The sequence below is a fragment of the Streptomyces sp. NPDC054961 genome, from assembly GCF_053609145.1.
In genome coordinates this window covers 31,113-49,750 of record NZ_JBSGWY010000035.1, presented here as the reverse complement: position 1 = coordinate 49,750, position 18,638 = coordinate 31,113, and the positions used below count along the sequence as shown (strand labels likewise).

The 18,638-nt window shown below is 72.2% G+C and carries 16 protein-coding genes and 2 tRNA genes; 13 read left to right on the top strand and 5 right to left on the bottom strand.

Features of this window, described 5'->3' with window-relative positions; genetic code table 11:
• Nucleotides 1-156: 156 nt before the first annotated feature.
• A complete protein-coding gene (locus ACWF9Z_RS27095; protein WP_453606037.1) occupies nucleotides 157-363 on the top strand; it encodes a hypothetical protein in 207 nt (68 codons plus the stop codon).
• 51 nt (nucleotides 364-414) lie between these two features.
• Here the strand turns inward: ACWF9Z_RS27095 and ACWF9Z_RS27090 are convergent, their stop codons facing one another.
• Nucleotides 415-1,746 (bottom strand): ABC1 kinase family protein, encoded by a 1,332-nt coding sequence (locus ACWF9Z_RS27090; protein WP_453606036.1) that lies wholly within the window; start codon nucleotides 1,744-1,746, stop codon nucleotides 415-417.
• A 95-nt stretch (nucleotides 1,747-1,841) separates the two neighbouring features.
• Complete coding sequence (locus tag ACWF9Z_RS27085) at nucleotides 1,842-2,984, bottom strand: ThiF family adenylyltransferase (protein WP_453606034.1); 1,143 nt, start codon at nucleotides 2,982-2,984, stop codon at nucleotides 1,842-1,844.
• 207 nt (nucleotides 2,985-3,191) lie between these two features.
• On the opposite strand from ACWF9Z_RS27085, the gene ACWF9Z_RS27080 reads away from it, so the two are divergent.
• The 4 genes from ACWF9Z_RS27080 to ACWF9Z_RS27065 all read left to right on the top strand — a co-directional run bounded on the left by ACWF9Z_RS27080 (nucleotide 3,192) and on the right by ACWF9Z_RS27065 (nucleotide 7,013).
• Nucleotides 3,192-3,755 (top strand): M48 metallopeptidase family protein, encoded by a 564-nt coding sequence (locus tag ACWF9Z_RS27080; protein WP_453606032.1) that lies wholly within the window; start codon nucleotides 3,192-3,194, stop codon nucleotides 3,753-3,755.
• A gap of 128 nt (nucleotides 3,756-3,883) precedes the next feature.
• Nucleotides 3,884-5,530, top strand: coding sequence for a TerD family protein (locus tag ACWF9Z_RS27075; RefSeq protein WP_453606030.1), 1,647 nt, complete (start codon nucleotides 3,884-3,886; stop codon nucleotides 5,528-5,530).
• Nucleotides 5,531-5,559: 29 nt separating this feature from the next.
• Nucleotides 5,560-6,240 (top strand): AIM24 family protein, encoded by a 681-nt coding sequence (locus ACWF9Z_RS27070; protein ID WP_356654977.1) that lies wholly within the window; start codon nucleotides 5,560-5,562, stop codon nucleotides 6,238-6,240.
• A gap of 17 nt (nucleotides 6,241-6,257) precedes the next feature.
• Nucleotides 6,258-7,013, top strand: a complete 756-nt coding sequence (locus ACWF9Z_RS27065) for an AIM24 family protein (protein ID WP_453606029.1) — start codon at nucleotides 6,258-6,260, stop codon at nucleotides 7,011-7,013.
• Between the two features lie 90 nt (nucleotides 7,014-7,103).
• Here the strand turns inward: ACWF9Z_RS27065 and ACWF9Z_RS27060 are convergent, their stop codons facing one another.
• Together ACWF9Z_RS27060 and ACWF9Z_RS27055 are read right to left on the bottom strand one after the other, a co-directional pair.
• Nucleotides 7,104-7,637: an NUDIX hydrolase gene (locus ACWF9Z_RS27060; protein ID WP_453606027.1), complete on the bottom strand. Its 534-nt coding sequence runs from the start codon at nucleotides 7,635-7,637 to the stop codon at nucleotides 7,104-7,106.
• Nucleotides 7,634-9,067 carry a zinc-dependent metalloprotease gene (locus tag ACWF9Z_RS27055; RefSeq protein ID WP_453606025.1) on the bottom strand — a complete coding sequence of 478 codons (1,434 nt, stop codon included), beginning with the start codon at nucleotides 9,065-9,067 and terminating at the stop codon, nucleotides 7,634-7,636. The genes ACWF9Z_RS27060 and ACWF9Z_RS27055 overlap by 4 nt, the downstream gene beginning before the upstream one ends.
• 315 nt (nucleotides 9,068-9,382) lie before the next feature.
• Between ACWF9Z_RS27055 and ACWF9Z_RS27050 the strand changes: the two genes are divergently transcribed.
• The 4 genes from ACWF9Z_RS27050 (at nucleotide 9,383) to ACWF9Z_RS27035 (ending at nucleotide 12,542) form a co-directional block, all read left to right on the top strand.
• Nucleotides 9,383-10,423, top strand: coding sequence for an SDR family oxidoreductase (locus ACWF9Z_RS27050; protein WP_453606023.1), 1,041 nt, complete (start codon nucleotides 9,383-9,385; stop codon nucleotides 10,421-10,423).
• Nucleotides 10,424-10,605: 182 nt separating this feature from the next.
• Complete coding sequence (locus tag ACWF9Z_RS27045) at nucleotides 10,606-11,067, top strand: molybdenum cofactor biosynthesis protein MoaE (RefSeq protein ID WP_453606022.1); 462 nt, start codon at nucleotides 10,606-10,608, stop codon at nucleotides 11,065-11,067.
• Between the two features lie 118 nt (nucleotides 11,068-11,185).
• On the top strand, nucleotides 11,186-11,383 hold the full coding sequence (locus ACWF9Z_RS27040) for a hypothetical protein (RefSeq protein ID WP_453606020.1): 198 nt from the start codon (nucleotides 11,186-11,188) through the stop codon (nucleotides 11,381-11,383).
• Nucleotides 11,384-11,450: 67 nt separating this feature from the next.
• Nucleotides 11,451-12,542: a YlbL family protein gene (locus ACWF9Z_RS27035; RefSeq protein WP_453606019.1), complete on the top strand. Its 1,092-nt coding sequence runs from the start codon at nucleotides 11,451-11,453 to the stop codon at nucleotides 12,540-12,542.
• 63 nt (nucleotides 12,543-12,605) lie between these two features.
• On the opposite strand, the gene ACWF9Z_RS27030 is transcribed toward ACWF9Z_RS27035, so the two are convergent.
• The gene (locus ACWF9Z_RS27030; protein ID WP_453606017.1) at nucleotides 12,606-13,178 is read right to left on the bottom strand and encodes a PPA1309 family protein; all 573 of its coding nucleotides are present in this window, start codon (nucleotides 13,176-13,178) and stop codon (nucleotides 12,606-12,608) included.
• 148 nt (nucleotides 13,179-13,326) lie between these two features.
• On the opposite strand from ACWF9Z_RS27030, the gene ACWF9Z_RS27025 reads away from it, so the two are divergent.
• The 4 genes from ACWF9Z_RS27025 to ACWF9Z_RS27010 all read left to right on the top strand — a co-directional run bounded on the left by ACWF9Z_RS27025 (nucleotide 13,327) and on the right by ACWF9Z_RS27010 (nucleotide 18,584).
• Entirely contained in the window at nucleotides 13,327-16,206 is a 2,880-nt protein-coding gene (locus tag ACWF9Z_RS27025; protein WP_453606093.1) for a UPF0182 family membrane protein, read from the top strand.
• 62 nt (nucleotides 16,207-16,268) lie between these two features.
• Nucleotides 16,269-16,342: transfer RNA gene (locus ACWF9Z_RS27020), tRNA-Met, on the top strand.
• Between the two features lie 213 nt (nucleotides 16,343-16,555).
• Nucleotides 16,556-18,454: a tetratricopeptide repeat protein gene (locus ACWF9Z_RS27015; RefSeq protein ID WP_453606015.1), complete on the top strand. Its 1,899-nt coding sequence runs from the start codon at nucleotides 16,556-16,558 to the stop codon at nucleotides 18,452-18,454.
• Nucleotides 18,455-18,510: 56 nt separating this feature from the next.
• Nucleotides 18,511-18,584: transfer RNA gene (locus ACWF9Z_RS27010), tRNA-Met, on the top strand.
• Nucleotides 18,585-18,638 lie beyond the last annotated feature (54 nt).

The following is an 18,638-nucleotide window of genomic DNA, read 5'->3' as shown; positions in this document are numbered from 1 at the left end:
GGCCGGGGGGGCCACGCCCCCACCTCCACAACCACCCCGCCCCGCGCCGGCCCCACCCCGCCGCCCCGCCCCGCCGGGGGGCCCCGCCCCCCCCGCCCGCGCCCCCCCGGTGCGTTGCGAAGGGCCGTCCACCCCTCGCGGGGATATCGTCTGGAGGTGGACCAGCCGACTTCCCCCCCGGCCCCGCCGGGACCCGAGGTGCCGCCCGTCGTCTGCGCGCGCTGCGGCGCCCAGTCCCCGGACGGCGCCCCGCCCACCTGGACCTGTTCCGTGGAGAACGGGACCAGGCAGTACTTCTGCGTCGACTGCGCGCGGGCCAATCTCCGCGCCATCGAAGGCCGCCTCGACTCCGCCTGGTGGTGACCCGCGCCGAAAGCGGGAGGCTCCCGGCCGGTCGCACGGCAGCGCCCGGAGTCAGTCCCCGTCCGGCAGGAACCCCGGGAGCCAGGACTCCAGTTCCTCGCGGAGCCGGACCGTCGCGCCGAGCTGGCACAGGACGCCGATCGTGCTCAGCGTCACCCGGTGGATCAGCAGGTACGAGGGCGGCAGGTTGATCTGGCGCCCCAACTGGTGCGCGGGGGAGCGGGGATCGGCGATCCGCGCCGCCTGGCCGCGCAGCCAGGGCCGGGTGAAGGTGAACTCCTCGGCCTCGGCGGGCTCGATGATGGGCATCAGGTAGTCGAGCACCGCATCGGGATCCAGCTCTATGGAATCCCTGACGAAGCCCTCGGCGCGCAGGTGCCCGTAGACCCCTTCGGCGTCACCGTCGAGGGTCATCCGCAGCGACCTGCCGATGGGCTTGGGCCAGCCCCCGGGCAGCCGGTCGACCGTCCCGAAGTCCAGTACGCCCAGCCGCATCCGGCCGTCCGCCCCGCATATCAGCCGGAAGTTGCCCGGATGCGGATCCGCGTGGAGCAGCCCGGTACGGGCGGGACCGGAGAAGAGGAACCGGGCCAGCAGCTGTCCGGCGCGGTCGCGCTCCTCCTCGGTGCCGTCGGCGATCACCTCCGACAGCGGGGTCCCTTCCATCCACTCGGTCACCAGCACCTGGTCGCCCTGGTGGACGACGTCGGGCACGACCACGTCCTCGTCGCCCGCGAAGGCGTCGGCGTGCGTCCGCTGCGCCTCGGCCTCCAGCTCGTAGTCCAGTTCCTCCGCGACCCGGTCGCGCAACTCCTTGATCAGGGGCTTGATCTCTATGCCCGGGATCAGCGGTCCCAACAGCCCGGCGAACCGGCCCAGTTGCTTGAGGTCCGACAGCAACGCCTCGCCGGCTCCCGGGTACTGGACCTTCACCGCCACCGCGCGGCCGTCGTGCCACACGGCCCGGTGCACCTGCCCGATCGAGGCGGCCGCGGCCGGCTTGTCCTCGAACTCCTCGAACAGGTCCCGCCAGTCCGGGCCGAGCCGCTCCGCCAGCACCTGGTGCACGGTCGCCGTGGGCAGGGGCGGCGCGGCTTCCTGAAGCTTCGTCAGTGCCGCCCGGTAGGGACCGGCGACCTCCTCGGGCAGGGCCGACTCGAAGACCGAGAGCGCCTGCCCGAACTTCATGGCGCCGCCCTTCAGCTCTCCCAGGACGCGGAACAGCTGCTCGGCGGTGCGCTGCTGGAGCTCGCGCGCCACGATCTCCGCGGACTTGCCGCCGATCCGCTTGCCGAGCCCCCACGTGGCCCGGCCCGCCATGCCCAGTGGCAGCGCGGCCAGCTTGACGGTACGGGTGACCGCCTTCCGGGGAAGATCAGACATTCGCCCCTCCAATTCCCAGACAGCTGAGCCGCAAGCGGCGGTTCGGGGGAGCCCCCGACGAGCTCTCGGACGGCGCCTCGGCCACGGCAATCCTGTCATGGCCCGCTCCGGGTCCCGGAGCCCGATCCCACTGCCGACCGCACTCCGACGGAGTCACGGTCTCCGCTCGCACCACACGGGCACTCGGGGTGCGGCAGGACCGCGGTGGGGTGCCAGTGGAGAGCGGGAAGAGCGGCCTCCCAGCGGGTGGCGGTGGAGGCGGGGAGTCCGCCGTCGAGGAAGGACAGGGCGTGGGCCGCGGCCAGGCCGGCCACGGCCGTCGACAGGCCCAGATCGCAGGCGCCGCCAGCACGGCGGCGGTGGACCGCGCGCCACTGGACCAGCATGCGCGGCCAGGCCGGATCCCGGTCCACCCGGTCGCGCTCCATGCACCCCGCGCACGCGGTGGCCCCGGGCAGCACCAGGGGACCCACCAGCCCGGTTCCCTCCAGCACTCCCGCGTACAGGTGGGGGGTGCCGGTGGCGACCCAGTCGGCCGAGGCCTGCGGATCCGGGGCCCAGGCCTGCAGTCCGTCCCGGGGCGCGACCACCACCAGGGCCAGCCCCGGCTCGGCCCCCTCGCTCTCCGCGGCCCGCGGTCCGCGCCCCGGGGCCGCCGCACGGACCGCCGCCCGCGCGGCCTCGGCGCGCAGCCGGCCCACGCCGCCGGGACCGAGCCCGCCCGGGGCCACGTCCGCCGGCTCCGCGCGCCCGCCGTCGAGCACCTCGACCCGGCCGATGCCCGCTCCCGCCAGGACCGAGGCGATCACCCCGCCGACCCGGCCGCTCCCGCGCACCTGGATCCGTATCCCCCGGCGCGCGGCGACGGCCCGTGCGTCCCCGCCCGGCTCGGGGTGGACCAGGGACAGTGATCCCAGGTCCGGACCGAGCCGCGTCAGGGTCTCCGGCCGCGACCGCACGGCCTGCGCCCGGGGGCCGCCGGCCGTGGCGTCGTCGAGCAGTCCGGCCGAGGCGAGGCGCCGCACCACCTCGTCGACCCGGCCGTCCGGCAGGCCGATCACCTTGCCCCGCGCGCGCAGCAGCTCCATCCCCCGGGTCCCGTCGATCAGGTCGAGGAGCGAGGCCGTCGCCGTGTCCACCGGGCCGAGCACCACCGCGTGGGCGGGCGTCACCCCGAACTGCACCGTCTGCAGATCCCGCCAGGCCCGCGCCAGCGCCGTCTTCACCTTCGGATACATCGTGGTCCCCCTCGCTCGTCCGGCTGCCCGCCCTCCGCGGTCCGCCCTCGTGTGCGGTGCTTTCCGCAAGATTGCCCGGCCGTCGGGCGACGCGTGGAAATTTGTCCACAGGCAAGGGGTATTGGGCATATGAGCTGGATAATCAAGGTTCTTGTGGGGCGACGGTGAATCGCTCGCGTCCGAGCCCCGGAGGGCGGGACTTCCGCCGTGGCGAGCGGGTACCGTCGTGGCGTGTCCGCCGATCCAGCACAGCGCGCCGTCGAAGTCCGCCGGAGCGCACGCCGCCGCAGGACCGTATCCGCCTACCGCGAGGGTGATCGTACGGTCGTCCTCATCCCTGCCCGGATGTCCGAGGCCGAGGAGAAGCGCTGGGTGGGCGTCATGCTCGACAAGCTGGCGGCCCAGGAGAGCAAGCGCACCCTCGGGGACACGGAACTCACCGAGCGGGCGGAACGTTTGTCCGAGCAGTACTTCGGCGCCCGCGCCCGCCCCCGCTCGGTCCGCTGGGTCACCAACCAGAACACCCGCTGGGGCTCCTGCACCCCGGCCGAAGGCAGCATCCGGCTCTCCCACCGCCTCCAGGGGATGCCCGAGTACGTCGTCGACTACGTCCTGCTGCACGAGCTGGCGCACCTGCTCGTGCCCGGCCACGGACCGGACTTCTGGGAATTGCTGGAGGCGTACCCGCGCACCGAGCGCGCCCGCGGGTACCTCGAAGGAGTCGTCGCCGCCGAGCGCCTCCCGAAAGTCCCGGCCGCCCGCGACGAATAGTCCGCGCTCGCCCCTCATGTCACACCTCGTGATATGTACCGGCTCGGTACCGACTTGGCCGGATGTCCGGGGATGCCGTTAGCCTGAGCGCCACGCATTCACAGTCGGGATGGGGGACGGTCTTAGGTATGACCAGGGAATTCCAACGCGGTCACAAAGCCAAGATCAGCGATCTGACGGCCGGCACGGACCTCTATGTGGGTGTCCACATCGCCGGGCCCGGGCTCGCCATCGACATCAGCTGCTTCGGCCTCGACGCGAACGAACAGCTCTCGGACGATCGCTACTTCGTCTTCTTCAACCAGCCGAAGTCGCCGGAAGAGTCCATTCAGCAGCTCGGCGCGCAGTCCGGCGACTCGGAGTCCTTCAGGGTGACCCTGGACCGCGTTCCGGCCGGCATCCACAAGCTGTCCTTCGCCGCGTCGATCGACGGTGCCGGGCAGATGTCGCAGATCGGACCGGGCTACATCCGCGTCGTGGCGGGTGGCGAGGAGGTCGTCCGGTACGCCTTCACGGGCTCGGAGTTCACCACCGAGCGCGCGCTGATGATCGGCGACTTCTACCTCAAGGACGTCTGGCGCTTCGCCGCCGTCGGCCAGGGCTTCGACGGCGGGCTCGCCGCGCTGCTCGAGAACTTCGGCGGCGAGGTCGCCGAGGAGGAGCAGCCGCAGCCCCAGGCTCCGGCCGCCGCGCCCGGCTTCGCCCCGCCGCCGCAGGCCGCCGCGCCCGCGCCCGCGTTCGGCGCCCCCGCGCAGACACCGCCCCCGGCCGCCCCGGCGCCCTCCTTCGGAGCTCCGGCCCAGGTCCCGGCCCCCGCGCCGTACCAGCAGCCCGTCCACGCGGCCCCCACCATGGCCGCGCCGATGGGCACCCCCCTGGCCCCGCCGGCCCCCGCGCCCTACGGCCAGCCGCAGCAGCACCAGGCCCAGTCCTACGCCGCCCAGGTCCCGCCGCCCGCCCCGGCCCCCGCGCCGTACGGACAGCCGCCGCAGCCCTCGTACGGGCAGGTTCCCCAGGCGCCGGGCCAGTTCCCCGGCCAGCAGCCGCCCCCGTACGGCCAGCAGCCCCCGCCCCCCGGCTACGGACAGCCCGGGCACGCGGTGCCCGCCGCCGGCGCCGGACTCGCCGCCGCCCTCCAGCCGTACAAGGAAGCCCCCACGGGCGCCCGCTGGACCCCGCAGAACCAGCAGCTCATGCGCGTCGACCTGTCGATGGGCGGCCAGGGCGTCCTCGCCCGCCAGGGCAGCATGGTGCTCTACCAGGGCAAGGTCGACTTCAGCTACAAGGGCGCGGGCTTCGCCGGCCGCATCGTCGGCAACGCCACCGGCCAGGAGATGCAGCTCATGCGCTGCACCGGCCGCGGCCAGGTCTTCCTCGCGGAGGCCGGCGCCCACCTGCACGCCATCGAGCTCCAGGGCGACGGCATCTGCGTCTCCGCCGAGAGCGTCCTCGCCTTCGACGAGTCGCTCCAGCACGAGGTGCGCCGCATCGAGGGCCACGGCATCCCGGGCGGCGCGCTGTTCACCATGCAGTTCCAGGGCTCCGGCACGGTCATCGTCAAGACCCACGGCGTCCCCGTCGTCCTGCCGGTCACCCCGACCACCTTCGCCGACAGCAACGCCATCGTCGCGTGGTCCTCCGCCGCCCAGGTGATCATTTCCAGCCAGGTCAGGCTCCGGCGCAACGCCTACCCCGGCCACAGCGGGGAGACCGTGAACCTCCAGTTCCGCGGCGCTCCCGGCAACTTCATCGTCGTCCAGCCGTACGAGGTCTGAGGGAGCCCCACATGAATGCCATGAACGCTATGAACCAGCAGCTCGCGGGCTACGCCCCGACCCCCGTCACGGCCCGCATGGAAAACCACGGCCGGGCCATGCTCAAGGTCGCCATGCAGAGCGGCCAGGACCTCTTCGCGCGCACCGGGTCGATGGTCGCCTACGAGGGCTTCGTCCAGTACGAGCCCAACCCGCCGGCCGTGCGCCAGATGGCCTCGCAGTGGCTCACCGGCGAGGGCGCCCCGCTGATGAAGTGCACGGGCGACGGCCTGCTCTACCTCGCCGACTACGGCGCGGACGTCGTCGTCGTCAACCTCAACAACGACTCCCTCTCCGTCAACGGCACCAACCTCCTCGCCTTCGACGCCCACCTCCAGTGGGGCGTGGAGCGGGTCAAGGGGATGGCCAAGTTCGCCGGCCAGGGCCTGTTCAACGTGTCGGTCTCCGGCACCGGCTGGGTCGCGATCACCTCCCGGGGCACGCCGATCGTGGTCGACTGCGGCCGCGGCGACGACGAGACGTACGTCGACCCCGACGCGCTCGTCGCCTGGTCCCCGAACCTCAAGGTCAAGGGGAAGCGCAGTTTCAAGGCCTCGTCGATGATCGGCCGGGGCAGCGGGGAGGCCTACCAGATGGCCTTCTCCGGCCAGGGCATCGTGGTCGTCCAGCCCAGCGAGGACAGCACCGACCGGCTCCGGGCCCGGGGCTGAGGGGGAGAAGGCACATCATGCAGAGTTCACTCTTCGCCCACGCCGAGGCGCAGTCCCAGGAGCGGTACGCCGTCCAGAACCCGCAGCTGCTGCGGGTCTCGCTGAGCGGCTCCGACGACGTGCTCGCCCGCAAGGGCGCCATGGTCGCCTACCAGGGGATCGTCGACTTCGACGGCGAGTACCAGAGCACCACCCAGCGGGGCGCCCGCCGCCGCACCGGCGAGGGCCTGGACCTGATGCGCTGCTCCGGCCAGGGGACGGTCTACCTGGCCAACCTGGCGCAGTACGTCCACGTCCTGGACGTGGACCAGGAGGGGCTCACCGTCGACAGCAGCTACGTGCTGGCCCTCGACTCGACCCTGCACACCGAGGTCATCGCGGTCGACAGCCAGTACGGGATCTCCGGCTCCGGCAAGTACCAGCTCAACATCACCGGCCGCGGCAAGGTCGCGCTGATGACCTCCGGGCAGCCGCTGATGATGCAGGTCACGCCCGACAAGTACGTCAACGCCGACGCGGACGCCATCGTCGCCTGGTCCACCTCGCTGCGCGTGCAGATGCAGGCCCAGACGCACTCCACCGGCGTGTGGCGGCGGCGCGGCAACACCGGCGAGGGCTGGGAGCTCAGCTTCCTCGGCACCGGCTTCGCGCTGGTCCAGCCCAGCGAGGTGCTCCCGCCGCAGAACGCCCAGATCGGCCAGGGCGCGGCCGCGCAGTTCGGCGTGGGCCAGCAGGGCGCCCACGCGCAGAACCAGAACAACGCCTGGAACTGATCCGGCACGGGCGCACGCGACGGCCCGCGACGCAGGAGGGGCGGCCCCGCACCAGCGGAGCCGCCCCTCGCGCGTGTCCCGTCCCGGGGCTCAGAGCCTCGCCCGGGTCGCCTCCACCAGCCGCACGACGGAGGCGTCGGCCACCGCCGCCACCTCCTCGTACGCGAACCAGCGCAGGTCCAGCGACTCGTCGCTGATCGCTTCGACCGCCCCGGCGGGCGCCAGCGCCGCGTACTGCACGTCCAGGTGCCAGTTGCACGGCGCCGGGATGGGATGCCGGTCCAGCCGCACGGGCCCGCCCGGCAGCAGCTCCAGCCCGTCCGCGATGCCCGACTCCTCGACGGCCTCGCGCAGCGCGGCCCCGGCGAGCGTGGTGTCGCCGGGCTCGCAGTGCCCGCCCATCTGGAGCCACATGCCGAGCTTCTTGTGCAGGGTCAGCAGGACGCGCCCCCGCACGGGGTCGACCACGAGCGCGCTGCCCGTGACGTGCCCGGCCCCGCAGGGCTTGTAGACCCCGTCCGGGTGGGCGGCCAGGTGCTCCAGATAGACCTCGCGCAGCCCGGCCTGGTCCCCGTCGGCGGCGTATTCCTTCAGCGTGTGGACGGCGTCCTCGTACAGGGTCACTTCTTGTCGTCGCCGTCCTGCTCGCGGCCGTCCTGCTCACGCCTCTGGGCGGCGGCCTCACCGAGCATCTTGTCGATCTCGGAGAAGTCCGGCTGCTCGTGGTGCACGAAGCCGTCCGGGTCGTCCAGGTCGGAGGCCGTCGGCAGCATGTCCGGGTGCTCCCACAGCCCGTCGCGCCCGTCCACGCCGCGCGCGTCGGTGAGCGAGGCCCACAGCCGGGCCGCGTCGCGCAGCCGGCGCGGCCGCAGCTCCAGCCCGATCAGGGTCGCGAAGGTCTGCTCCGCCGGACCGCCCGAGGCGCGCCGGCGGCGCATGGTCTCGCGCATGGCGTCCGCCGAGGTCAGCCGGGGGGAGGCCGCCTCGTGCACGACCGCGTCCACCCAGCCCTCGACCAGCGCGAGCGCCGTCTCCAGGCGGGCCAGCGCGGCCTTCTGCTCCGGCGTGTCCTGCGGCTGGAACATGCCGCCCTGGAGGGCTTCCTGCAGCTGCTCCGGGTTCGAGGGGTCGAGCTGGCCGACCACTTCCTCCAGCTTCGAGGTGTCGACCTTGATGCCCCGCGCGTAGCCCTCGACCGCGCCGAAGAGGTGCGAACGCAGCCACGGCACGTGTGCGAAGAGACGCGCGTGGGCGGCCTCGCGCAGCGCGAGGTAGAGCCGGACCTCGTCCGGGGAGACGCCCAGGTCCTTGCCGAAGCCCTCGATGTTCAGGGGCAGCAGCGCGGCCTTGCCGACCGGGCCCAGCGGCAGGCCGATGTCGGTCGAACCGACGACCTCGCCCGCGAGCGTGCCCACGGCCTGGCCGATCTGCTGGCCGAACATGGCTCCGCCCATGGAGCGCATCATGCCGAGCAGCGGGCCCGCCATGGCCTGCATCTCCTCGGGCAGGACGCCGCCCATGGCCGCGCCGACGCGCTCGGCGACCGGGTCCACGAGCTCCTTCCACACCGGGAGGGTGGCTTCGACCCACTCGGCACGGCTCCACGCGACGGCCGTCGCGGCGCCGGACGGCAGCGAGGTCACGCCGTCGAGCCAGTGGTCGGCCAGCCGCATGGCCTCCTGGACCGCGGACTTCTCGGCGAGGCCGACGCTGGCGTCCTTCACCCCGTCCGCGGTGCCCTGGGCGACGGTCTGGCGGGCGATGTCCTTGGCCATGTCCCAGTTGACCGGCCCGCCCTCGTAGCTCAGCATCTGGCCGAGCTGCTGGAAGGCGGCGCCGAGGTCGTTCGGGTTCATCGAGCCGAACATCGCGGCGAACGGATTGTCGGCTCCGCCCGTGCCGCCCGCGCCTCCGGGAAGTCCCCCGGGCAGGCCCGCGCCGAACCCGAACGGATTCGGGCCGCTCTGACCGCCCTCATTGCCCTTCTTCTTGCCCTCGTCGCCGTTGTCCGGCTCCTCCGGCGGAAGGCCGAATCCGAATGGGGTGTCGCTCACGGGTTTCCTCGGCTCGTAGGGCCGCCGGCGGCAGCCGGCGGGCAACGGTTCGACAACTCCACCCAGCGTAGACACCAGACCCGCTTCCGGGCTCGGTGCTCCGCCGACTCCTGGGCTGCGGCAGGATGGACATCACCTGGTAGGTACGCGTCACGGCGCGCCCCTACTGAAGACAACCGCTGGAGACGCCTGGTGAGTTCCCCGGATCCGCACGCTTTGGACAAGGACAGCTCGGAAAACCGCCCTGAGCACGGCGATGACGCCCAGGGCGTTCGCCAGCCGCGTAACCCGGCCGGCTCCCAGCGCCGAGGTCCCGTGATCGCCGTGACCGGCGCCGCGTCAGGAGTCGGCGCGGCCCTGGTGACCAGGCTGGCCGCGTCCGACGAGGTCAAGCAGGTCGTCGCGATCGACGAGCGGCGCGGGGACTGCGCGGACGCGCAGTGGCACCTCCTGGACGTCAGGGACCCCGCGATCGCCGAGAAGCTGCGCGGCGCGGACGTCGTGGTGCACCTGGCGCTGGACCTGGACCTGGAGACGGATCCCGCGGCCCGTACGGCGTACAACGTGCGCGGCACCCAGACCGTGCTCACCGCCGCCGCGGCGGCGGCGGTGCACCGGGTCGTGCTCTGCACCTCGGCGATGGTCTACGGGGCCCTGCCCGACAACGACATCCCGCTCTCGGAGGACGCCGAGCTGCGGGCGACCGCCGAGGCGACCGGCGTCGGCGACCTGCTGGAGATCGAACGGCTGGGCCGCCGGGCACCGCGCGCACACCCCGGCCTGAACGTCACCGTGGTCCGCCCCGCCGTCCTGGTCGGCGGCACCGACACCGCGCTGACCCGCTACTTCGAGTCGCCCCGGCTGCTCGTCGTCGCCGGATCCCGCCCGACCTGGCAGTTCTGCCACGTGGAGGACCTGGTCAGCGCGCTGGAGTACGCGGCGCTGGAGAAGGTCGAGGGCGAGCTGGCGGTCGGCTGCGAGGGCTGGCTGGAGCAGGAGGAGGTCGAGGAGCTGAGCGGCATCCGCCGCATGGAGCTCCCGTCGGCCGTCGCCCTGGGCGCCGCGGCCCGGCTGCACCGGATCGGCCTGACCCCGTCCCCGGCCGGGGACCTCGCGTACACGATGCACCCGTGGGTGGTCAGCGTCAGCGGGCTGCACGCCGCGGGCTGGCGGCCGCGCTGGACCAACGAGGAGGTGCTGGCGGAGCTCCTCAAGGAGGTCGCGGGCCGGCACACGGTCGCGGGCCGCCGGCTGGGGCGCAAGGACGCCACGGCCGCGGGCGCGGCGGGTGCGACGGTCGCCCTGCTGGGCGCCGCCGCCGCGATCCGCGCGGCCCGCCGGCGCCGGGGGATCTGACCGGCCGGCCCCCGCCGGGGGGCCGGCGCCGGATCCGCGGGTTCCTGTAGGAGGGGTCCTGTAGGAGGGGTCCTGTAGGAGGGGTCCTGTAGGAGGGGTCCTGTAGGAGGCTCCATGGGTGCGGGCGCGGCCCTGGGGAAACGGCTATTCCGCCGGGTCAGCGGCTAGGGCACGATGGATGCATGGCACCGCACTTCGATCACCCCGGCGAGCAGGCCGCTTCGGACCCCGTCCGGCTGCTCGCGATCCGTGAGACCCCGCTCTCGATCGACGAGGTCTTCCAGGCCGTCGGCGACGACGCGACGGGCGGTACGACGCTCTTCGTCGGCACGGTGCGCAACCACGACAGCGGTGCGGACGTCGACCGGCTCGGCTACTCCTGCCACCCCTCGGCCGAGGCGGAGATGCGCCGCGTCGCCGAGCGCGTCGTGGCGAAGTACCCGGTCCGCGCCCTCGCCGCCGTCCACCGCGTCGGCGACCTGGCCGTCGGCGACCTCGCGGTCGTCGTCGCCGTCTCCTGCCCGCACCGCGGCGAGGCCTTCGAGGCCTGCCGGATGCTGATCGACGACCTCAAGCACGAGGTCCCGATCTGGAAGCACCAGACCTTCTCCGACGGCACGGAGGAGTGGGTCGGCGCCTGCTGAGAGCAGGACGGACGCACCCGTTCGGACGCGCAACACGCCCTCGATTTGCGTAACCCCCTCCCGGGCACCAGCGTTGAAGCCACCAACAACACGTACTACGGGGTAGGGAGGCACGCCCATGGCGTCACTGGCGTGGTTGCTGATTCCGCTGTTCGCCGCGGTCGGAGCGGCGATATGGGGCAGCTGGGCAGCGCGCGACCGCACGGCGGGAGACATATCCGAGCTCGCGGGCTACGCGAGGTTCCGTGAAGCCATGGGCAAGGACGAACGGCCCCGGGCGACGGCGGACGCACACTCCGGTTCCGACACCGCCTGAGGGCGCCCGGACCCGTACGGACCGGCCCCGGAGGCCGCTCGCGAGAGGCGTCCCGTACTGTCGGTCCATGCCACGCCGCACTGCGACGATGCTCGCTTCCACCCTGATGCTCTTCGCCCTGCTCTGCGCGGGGGTGTTCATGAAGGTCCCGTACTCCGAGATGAGCCCGGGACCGACGGTGAACACGCTGGGGGACTCGCACGGCGAGCCGGTCCTGAACATCTCGGGGCGCAAGACGTACCCGACCAGCGGGCACCTGAACATGACGACGGTCCGCGTCACGGGCGCGGACTACGACATGAACCTGCTGGAAGCGGTGTACGGCTGGGCGGCCGGCGACAACATCGTCGTGCCGCACGAGAACCTCTACCCGAACGGCAAGACGGACCAGGAATCCACGCAGGAGAACGCCGAGGAGTTCAGCCAGTCGCAGGAGAGCGCCAAGGTGGCCGCGCTCAAGCAGCTCGGCATCCCGGTCGAGGCCCGCGTGATCGTCGCCTCCGTGGTCAAGGCCAGCCCCTCCGAGGGCAAGCTGCACGCCGGTGACGTGGTCAAGGCCGTGGACGGCGCCCCCGTGAACGCTCCGGAGGACGTGGCCAAGCTGGTCACCAAGCACAAGCCCGGCGAGCCGGTCGAGTTCACCATCGTGCCCGCGGCCGAGGCCGCCGAGGCCGAGAAGGCCCACCGCGAACCCACCGGCACGACCAAGGTCACGGTCGTCGCGGGCACGGCGGAGGGCGACGGCCACGCCGTCGTCGGCATCCGGGCGGGCACCGACCACACCTTCCCGTTCACGATCGACATCAAGCTCGCCGACGTCGGCGGCCCGAGCGCCGGTCTGATGTTCTCGCTCGGCATCGTCGACAAGCTCACCCCGCAGGACCTGACCGGCGGCAAGTTCATCGCCGGCACCGGCACCATCGACGACGCGGGCAAGGTCGGCCCGATCGGCGGCATCCAGATGAAGACCATCGGCGCCCGCCAGGCGGGCGCCGAGTACTTCCTGACCCCCGCGGAGAACTGCGCGTCCGCCGCGGCCCACGTGCCCGACGGGCTGACGCTGGTCAAGGTCTCCACCATCGACGACGCGGTCAAGGCGCTGGAGAAGATCGGCAAGGGCGACACGACCGGGCTGCCGCAGTGCGGCACCAAGCCCTGACCCCGTCCGCGCCGCCGTCCGCACCGCCCGGCCGGGTCGACTGAGCCGGCCGGGTCGGCCGGGTCAGTCGAGGAAGGTGGCGGCGAGCGCCTCGGCGAGCCCCGGCACCAGGGTCGCGCCGGTCAGCACGTCGTTCGCCGAGTCCTTGTCCCGCAGCCGTACGGCCGACTCGCGCGATCCGTCGCGCAGGACGCCCACGGTCAGCCGGACCTCCTGCCGGTCCGGGTGCGCGGCGACCCACTTGGTCAGCTGCTTGTCGGTCAGCCCCTCCGGTACCGAGGCCTCCGCCGACGGCGGGAGCATCAGCCGCTCCACCGTCAGCGCGCAGCCGAGGATCGACGGGGGCCAGGCGATGGTGCCCAGGAACTTGTCGAGCGGGGTGCCCGCCGGCACCTCGTCCTGCTCGATCGGGGTGAGCTGGTTCTTGCCCGTGTCGTCCTGGTCGAGGCCGAGCTGGCGGGCGACTCCCGGCGCCTCCTTGCGCAGCCTGGCCGTGTCGACCAGGGCGAAGAGCCGGGCGGGCTTGTCCCAGCCGAGGGTGGAGGCGTACTCGTCGATCTCGAGGACGGCGCGGGTCAGCGGGGTGGCGGCCATGGGGGTGCCGGGGGACGGCGAAAGGTTGGACATGGGCAACATCCTGCCTCCTTTCCGACGGATACCGGGAACTGACTAAAGCCTCAGTAAGTTGAATGAGTGGGCCCTACGATCGGGGGCCCATGCTTTGAAAAATCTCAGCATCATTTACCACACAGCTACTTTCGAGGTGCGCACCTTGGCTTTCCAGATGCCGGACCGAGGCGGAGGCCCCTCCGGGCCACGGATGAGAGTCGGCCGCCCGTCCCGGCGCGCCCGGACTCTTCTGATGACGTTGGGCGTCCTGGCCGTCCTCGCCATGGCGTTCATCATGTTCGCGGGCTTCTGGACGGACTGGCTCTGGTTCCGCTCCGTCGATTACTCCACCGTTTTCACGACCACCCTGTGGACCAAGGTCGGCCTCTTCGCGGTCTTCGGCCTGCTCATGGCCGGCGCCGTCGGGCTGAACATCTGGCTCGCCCACCGGCTGCGCCCGCCGCTCAGCGCGATGTCGATGGAGCAGCAGAGCCTCGACCGCTACCGGATGAGCGTCGCGCCGTACCGCAAGTGGCTGCTCCTGGGCGTCTCCGCCCTCGTCGGACTCATCGCGGGCGCCTCGGCGGCCGGCCAGTGGAAGACCTGGCTGATGTACGTGAACGGGGTGCCCTTCGGAACGAAGGACCCCCAGTTCAACCTGGACGTGTCCTTCTACACCTTCGACCTGCCCTGGTACCGCTTCCTGCTCGGCTTCGGCTTCGCCGCCGTCGTGCTCTCGGTGATCGCCGCGGCCGTCGTGCACTACCTCTACGGGGGACTGCGCGTCACGAGCCCCGGTGCGCGGGCCACCGCGGCGGCGACCGGCCACCTGTCGGTGCTGCTCGGCCTCTTCGTCACGCTCAAGGCGGTCGCGTACTGGCTCGACCGGTACGGCCTCGCCGTGAAGTCCAGCGACTTCAAGGCGGCGGACAACTGGACCGGCCTGCGCTACGTCGACGCCAACGCGTACCTGCCGGCGAAGACGATCCTCGTCGCCATCGCCGCGATCTGCGCGGTGCTCTTCTTCGCGACGCTGTGGCGCCGCACCTGGCAGCTGCCGGTCATCGGCTTCGGCCTGATGGTGCTCTCGGCGATCCTGATCGGCGGGCTGTACCCGGCGATCGTGCAGAAGTTCCAGGTCCAGCCGAACGAGCAGGCCAAGGAATCTCCGTACGTCGAGAAGAACATCAAGGCGACGCGCGACGCCTACGGGGTCGCCGCCGCGTCCGTCACGGACTACGCCGGCCTGCCGGACCCCAAGGCGGACAAGAAGGCGCTCCGCCAGGAGGCCAACACCACGGCGAGCATCCGCCTCCTCGACCCGAACATCGTCTCCCCGGCCTTCCAGCAGCTCCAGCAGAACAAGGGCTACTACGGTTTCCCGGCCACGCTGGCGGTCGACCGGTACAAGGGCCAGGACACGGTCATCGGACTCCGTGAGCTCAACCTCGCGGGCATCCCGAAGAACAACTGGATCAACGACCACTTCCGGTACACCCACGGGTACGGGGTCGTCGCGGCCAAGGGCACCGAGGTCGCTCCGGGCGGCCAGCCCGTCTTCACCGAGTCGGGCCTGCCGGCCAAGGGCGACCTCGGGACGTACGAGCAGCGGATCTACTACGGCGAGGAGACCAAGCAGTACTCCATCGTCGGGGGACCGCAGAAGGAGCTCGACTACGCCGACGACACGGGCGAGAAGGAGACCACCTACAAGGGCGACAGCGGGGTGAGCCTGGGCAACCCGGTCAACCGCGCCGCGTACGCCCTGGCCTTCAGCGAGCCCCAGATCCTCTACTCCGGCGCCATCGGCGAGGGTTCGAAGATCCTCTACCACCGCACGCCCAAGGAGCGGGTCGAAGCGGTCGCCCCGTGGCTGACGATCGACGGAGCCGTGTACCCCGCGGTGATCGACGGCCGCGTCCAGTGGATCGTGGACGCCTACACCACCACCAACGGCTACCCCTACGCGTCGCGCACCAGGCTCGGGGACAGCACGGCGGACTCGCTGACCAACTCCCAGCGCGCGGTCGTCGCGCAGGAGAACCAGGTCAACTACATCCGCAACTCGGTGAAGGCCACGGTCGACGCCTACGACGGCACCGTGAAGCTGTACCAGTGGGACAGCAAGGACCCGGTCCTGAAGACCTGGATGAAGGCGTTCCCGGGGACGGTCAAGTCCAAGCAGGAGATCTCGCCGGCCCTGATGGAGCACCTGCGCTACCCGCAGGACCTCTTCAAGGTCCAGCGCGAACTGCTGACCCGGTACCACGTCACCGACCCGCAGACCTTCCTCAGCGGCAGCGAGGTCTGGGCGGTGCCGGACGACCCGACCACCAAGGAGGGCACGGCCGTTCCGCCGTACTACCTCTCCATGAAGATGCCGGGTCAGAAGGATCCGAACCAGGCCTTCTCGCTCACCACCACGCTCACGCCGAACGGCCGGGACAACCTGAGCGCCTTCATGGCGGTCAACGCCGATCCCACCACGGCCGAGTACGGCAAGATCCAGCTGCTGAAGCTGCCCACGCAGAACCCGGTGGACGGCCCCAAGCTGGTGCAGGCGAGATTCAACTCCAAGCCGGAGATCGCCCAGGAGATCAACATCCTGAGCCGGGGCGACTCCCAGGTGGAGTACGGCAACCTGCTCACCGTCCCGCTCGACAAGGGCATGCTCTACGTCGAGCCGGTCTACGTCCGAGGCGGCGGCCTCAAGTACCCGCTGCTGAAGAAGGTCCTGGTGACCTACGGGGACCAGACCGCCTTCGAGGACACGCTGGAGAAGGCGCTGAACGTGGTGTTCGGGGCCGAGTCCGCGACCACGCCCCCGACCAGCCCGACGGTCCCGCCGGACGGCACCACCACGCCCCCGGGCAGCCAGGACCCGACGGTCAAGGCGGCGCTCACCGACGCGCAGAAGGCCGTGGAGGAGGCCGACAAGGCGATGAAGTCCGGTGACTGGACGGCGTACGGCAAGGCCCAGGGCGATCTGCAGGCGGCGCTCAAGCGGGCGATCGACGCGGAGGCGAAGCTGAAGGAGCCCGCGGCCGGTTCCTAGAGGGGCCCTTGGGGCCCGTGGTAAATGGTCCGTCCCGCGTCGTGATACTGTGGTTTCACCGACGCGGGGTGGAGCAGCTCGGTAGCTCGCTGGGCTCATAACCCAGAGGTCGCAGGTTCAAATCCTGTCCCCGCTACTGAAGACGAAGGCCCGGATCCGATGGATCCGGGCCTTCGTCATGCCCGGGGTGGATGCGTGGCGGATACCTGGGGACACGAGGTCGCTGGGGTGGGTGAGTTGGGCCGTGGTCGTGTTTGACTTGTCTCTCTGTGGGCATGTCGACAAAACGCTGTAGTGACCTCACTGGCTGCGACATACCAGGTGTACGCGGGTAGCAGGTGATGCGACGATGGGATTTATGGGGGACAGGTCAACTCTGCTGGAGACAGGGCGGTTTGTGAGGGCGGAGGCCGAATCGGGAACACAGGCCGATGGGGCGGCTCAGGCTGTTGACGTGCGGAACGCGATGACCCCGCAGACCGCGCGGAGTGCCGCGCCCTCGACCGTCCCGGACGACGACGTCTTCGACGACGAGGCCTTCGCGCTGACCGATTCGGCCAGCGACGCGGAACTGGAGGCCCGTCACCGGGTCGCCGCCGACAAGGGGGACCCGGGCGCGATGAGCGTGCTCGGGGCGCTCCTGCTGCGCCGCGGCGACCTGACCGGAGCCGAGCCGTACCTGCGCGGGGCGACCGCGGAGGGCGACCGCGCGGCCGCCAACAACCTCGGCGTACTGCTGCACCAGCGCGGATACCCCGACGAGGCCGCCGGCTGGTGGCGCGTCGCCGCCGTGGCCGGATCGGCTCCGGCCGCGCACGCCCTGGGCCGCCACTACCGCGAGCGGGGCGACGAGCCCGCCGCCGAGTACTGGATGCGGCAAGCGGCGGAATCCGGCCACGCGCTCGGCGCGTACGGGCTCGCGGACCTGCTGGAGCACCGCGGGGACAAGGGCGTCGAGCGGTGGTTCCGGGCCGCGGCGGAGCAGGGGCACCGCGAGGCCGCGTACCGCCTGGCCCGGCACCTGAGGAAGGGCGACCCGGTCGAGGCCGAGCAGTGGTACCGGCAGGCCGCCGCGCGCGGCCACCGGCGCGCCGGGCTGCACCTGGGCGCCCTGCTGGAGGCCCGCGGCGAGCTCAAGGAGGCCGGGCGCTGGTACCTGACCTCCGCCAAGCAGGGCGAGCCGCGGGCGGCGTGCGCCCTCGGCTTCCTGCTGCGCGACGCCGGCGACGAGGAGAACGCGGCCACCTGGTGGCTGCGCGCCGCCCAGGACGGCGACGGCAACGCGGCGAACGCGCTGGGGGCGCTGCACGCCGCGCGCGGCGAGACCCAGACGGCGGAGAAGTGGTACCGGGCCGCGATGGACGCGGGCGACCAGAACGGGGCGTACAACCTCGCCCTGCTGTGCGTCGCGCAGGAGCGGACCGCCCAGGCCGAGCAGTGGTACCGGCGCGCGGCCTACGCGGGACACCGCGAGGCGGCCAACGCGCTGGCCATCCTGCTGCTCCAGGTCGGGGACGCGGCGGGCGCGGAGCCGTGGTTCTCCAAGGCGGCGGAGGCGGGGAGCGTGGACGCCGCCTTCAACCTCGGGATCCTGTTCGCCAGCCGGGACGAGGACCGGACGGCGCTGAAGTGGTACGAGCGGGCCGCGTCGGCGGGACACACCGACGCGGCGCTGCAGGTCGGCATCGCGCTGGTCCGCGACGGCGAGGAGCGGGCCGCGGAGCGGCACCTGCGCTGCGCGGCCGGCGGCGGCAGCGCGGAGGCCGCCTTCCGGCTGGCCTCGCTGCTGGAGTCGCTGGCCCCGCCGCCGGAGCCGGTGGCGCTGGGCGAGTCGGCGGGCGGAGCCGCGCGGACCGAGAGCGAGGAGTGGTACGAGCGGGCGGCGGAGCTGGGACACCGGCGGGCGCAGGTCCGGGTCGGCATGCTGGCCGCCGCCCGGGGCGAGCTCCCGCTCGCGGCCCGGTGGTACCGGGAGGCGGCGGAAGCCGGCTCCCGCAACGGGGCGTTCAACCTGGGGCTGCTCCTGGCCCGCGAGGGGAACGAGCCGGAGGCGGCGCTGTGGTGGACCCGGGCGGCGGTGGCCGGGCACGGGCGGGCGGCGCTGCGGCTCGGCCTGCTCGCGGCCCGGCAGGGGGACCTCGCGGAGGGGCAGAAGTGGTGCGTGCGGGCCATGGAGCTGGGCCCGGCGGAGGTCTCGGAGCGGGCCGGCCGGCTGCGCGAGGCGCTGGCCGAGGAACTGTCCGCGTAGCGGCGTTAACCGATTTGCATCTGCTCGGCCGGCTCGCGTACAGTCGGGTTTACCGACGCGGGGTGGAGCAGCTCGGTAGCTCGCTGGGCTCATAACCCAGAGGTCGCAGGTTCAAATCCTGTCCCCGCTACTGAAGGCTCGAAGGCCCCGCCCGCCGGCGTGAGCGGGGAGAATGGTTTTTTTG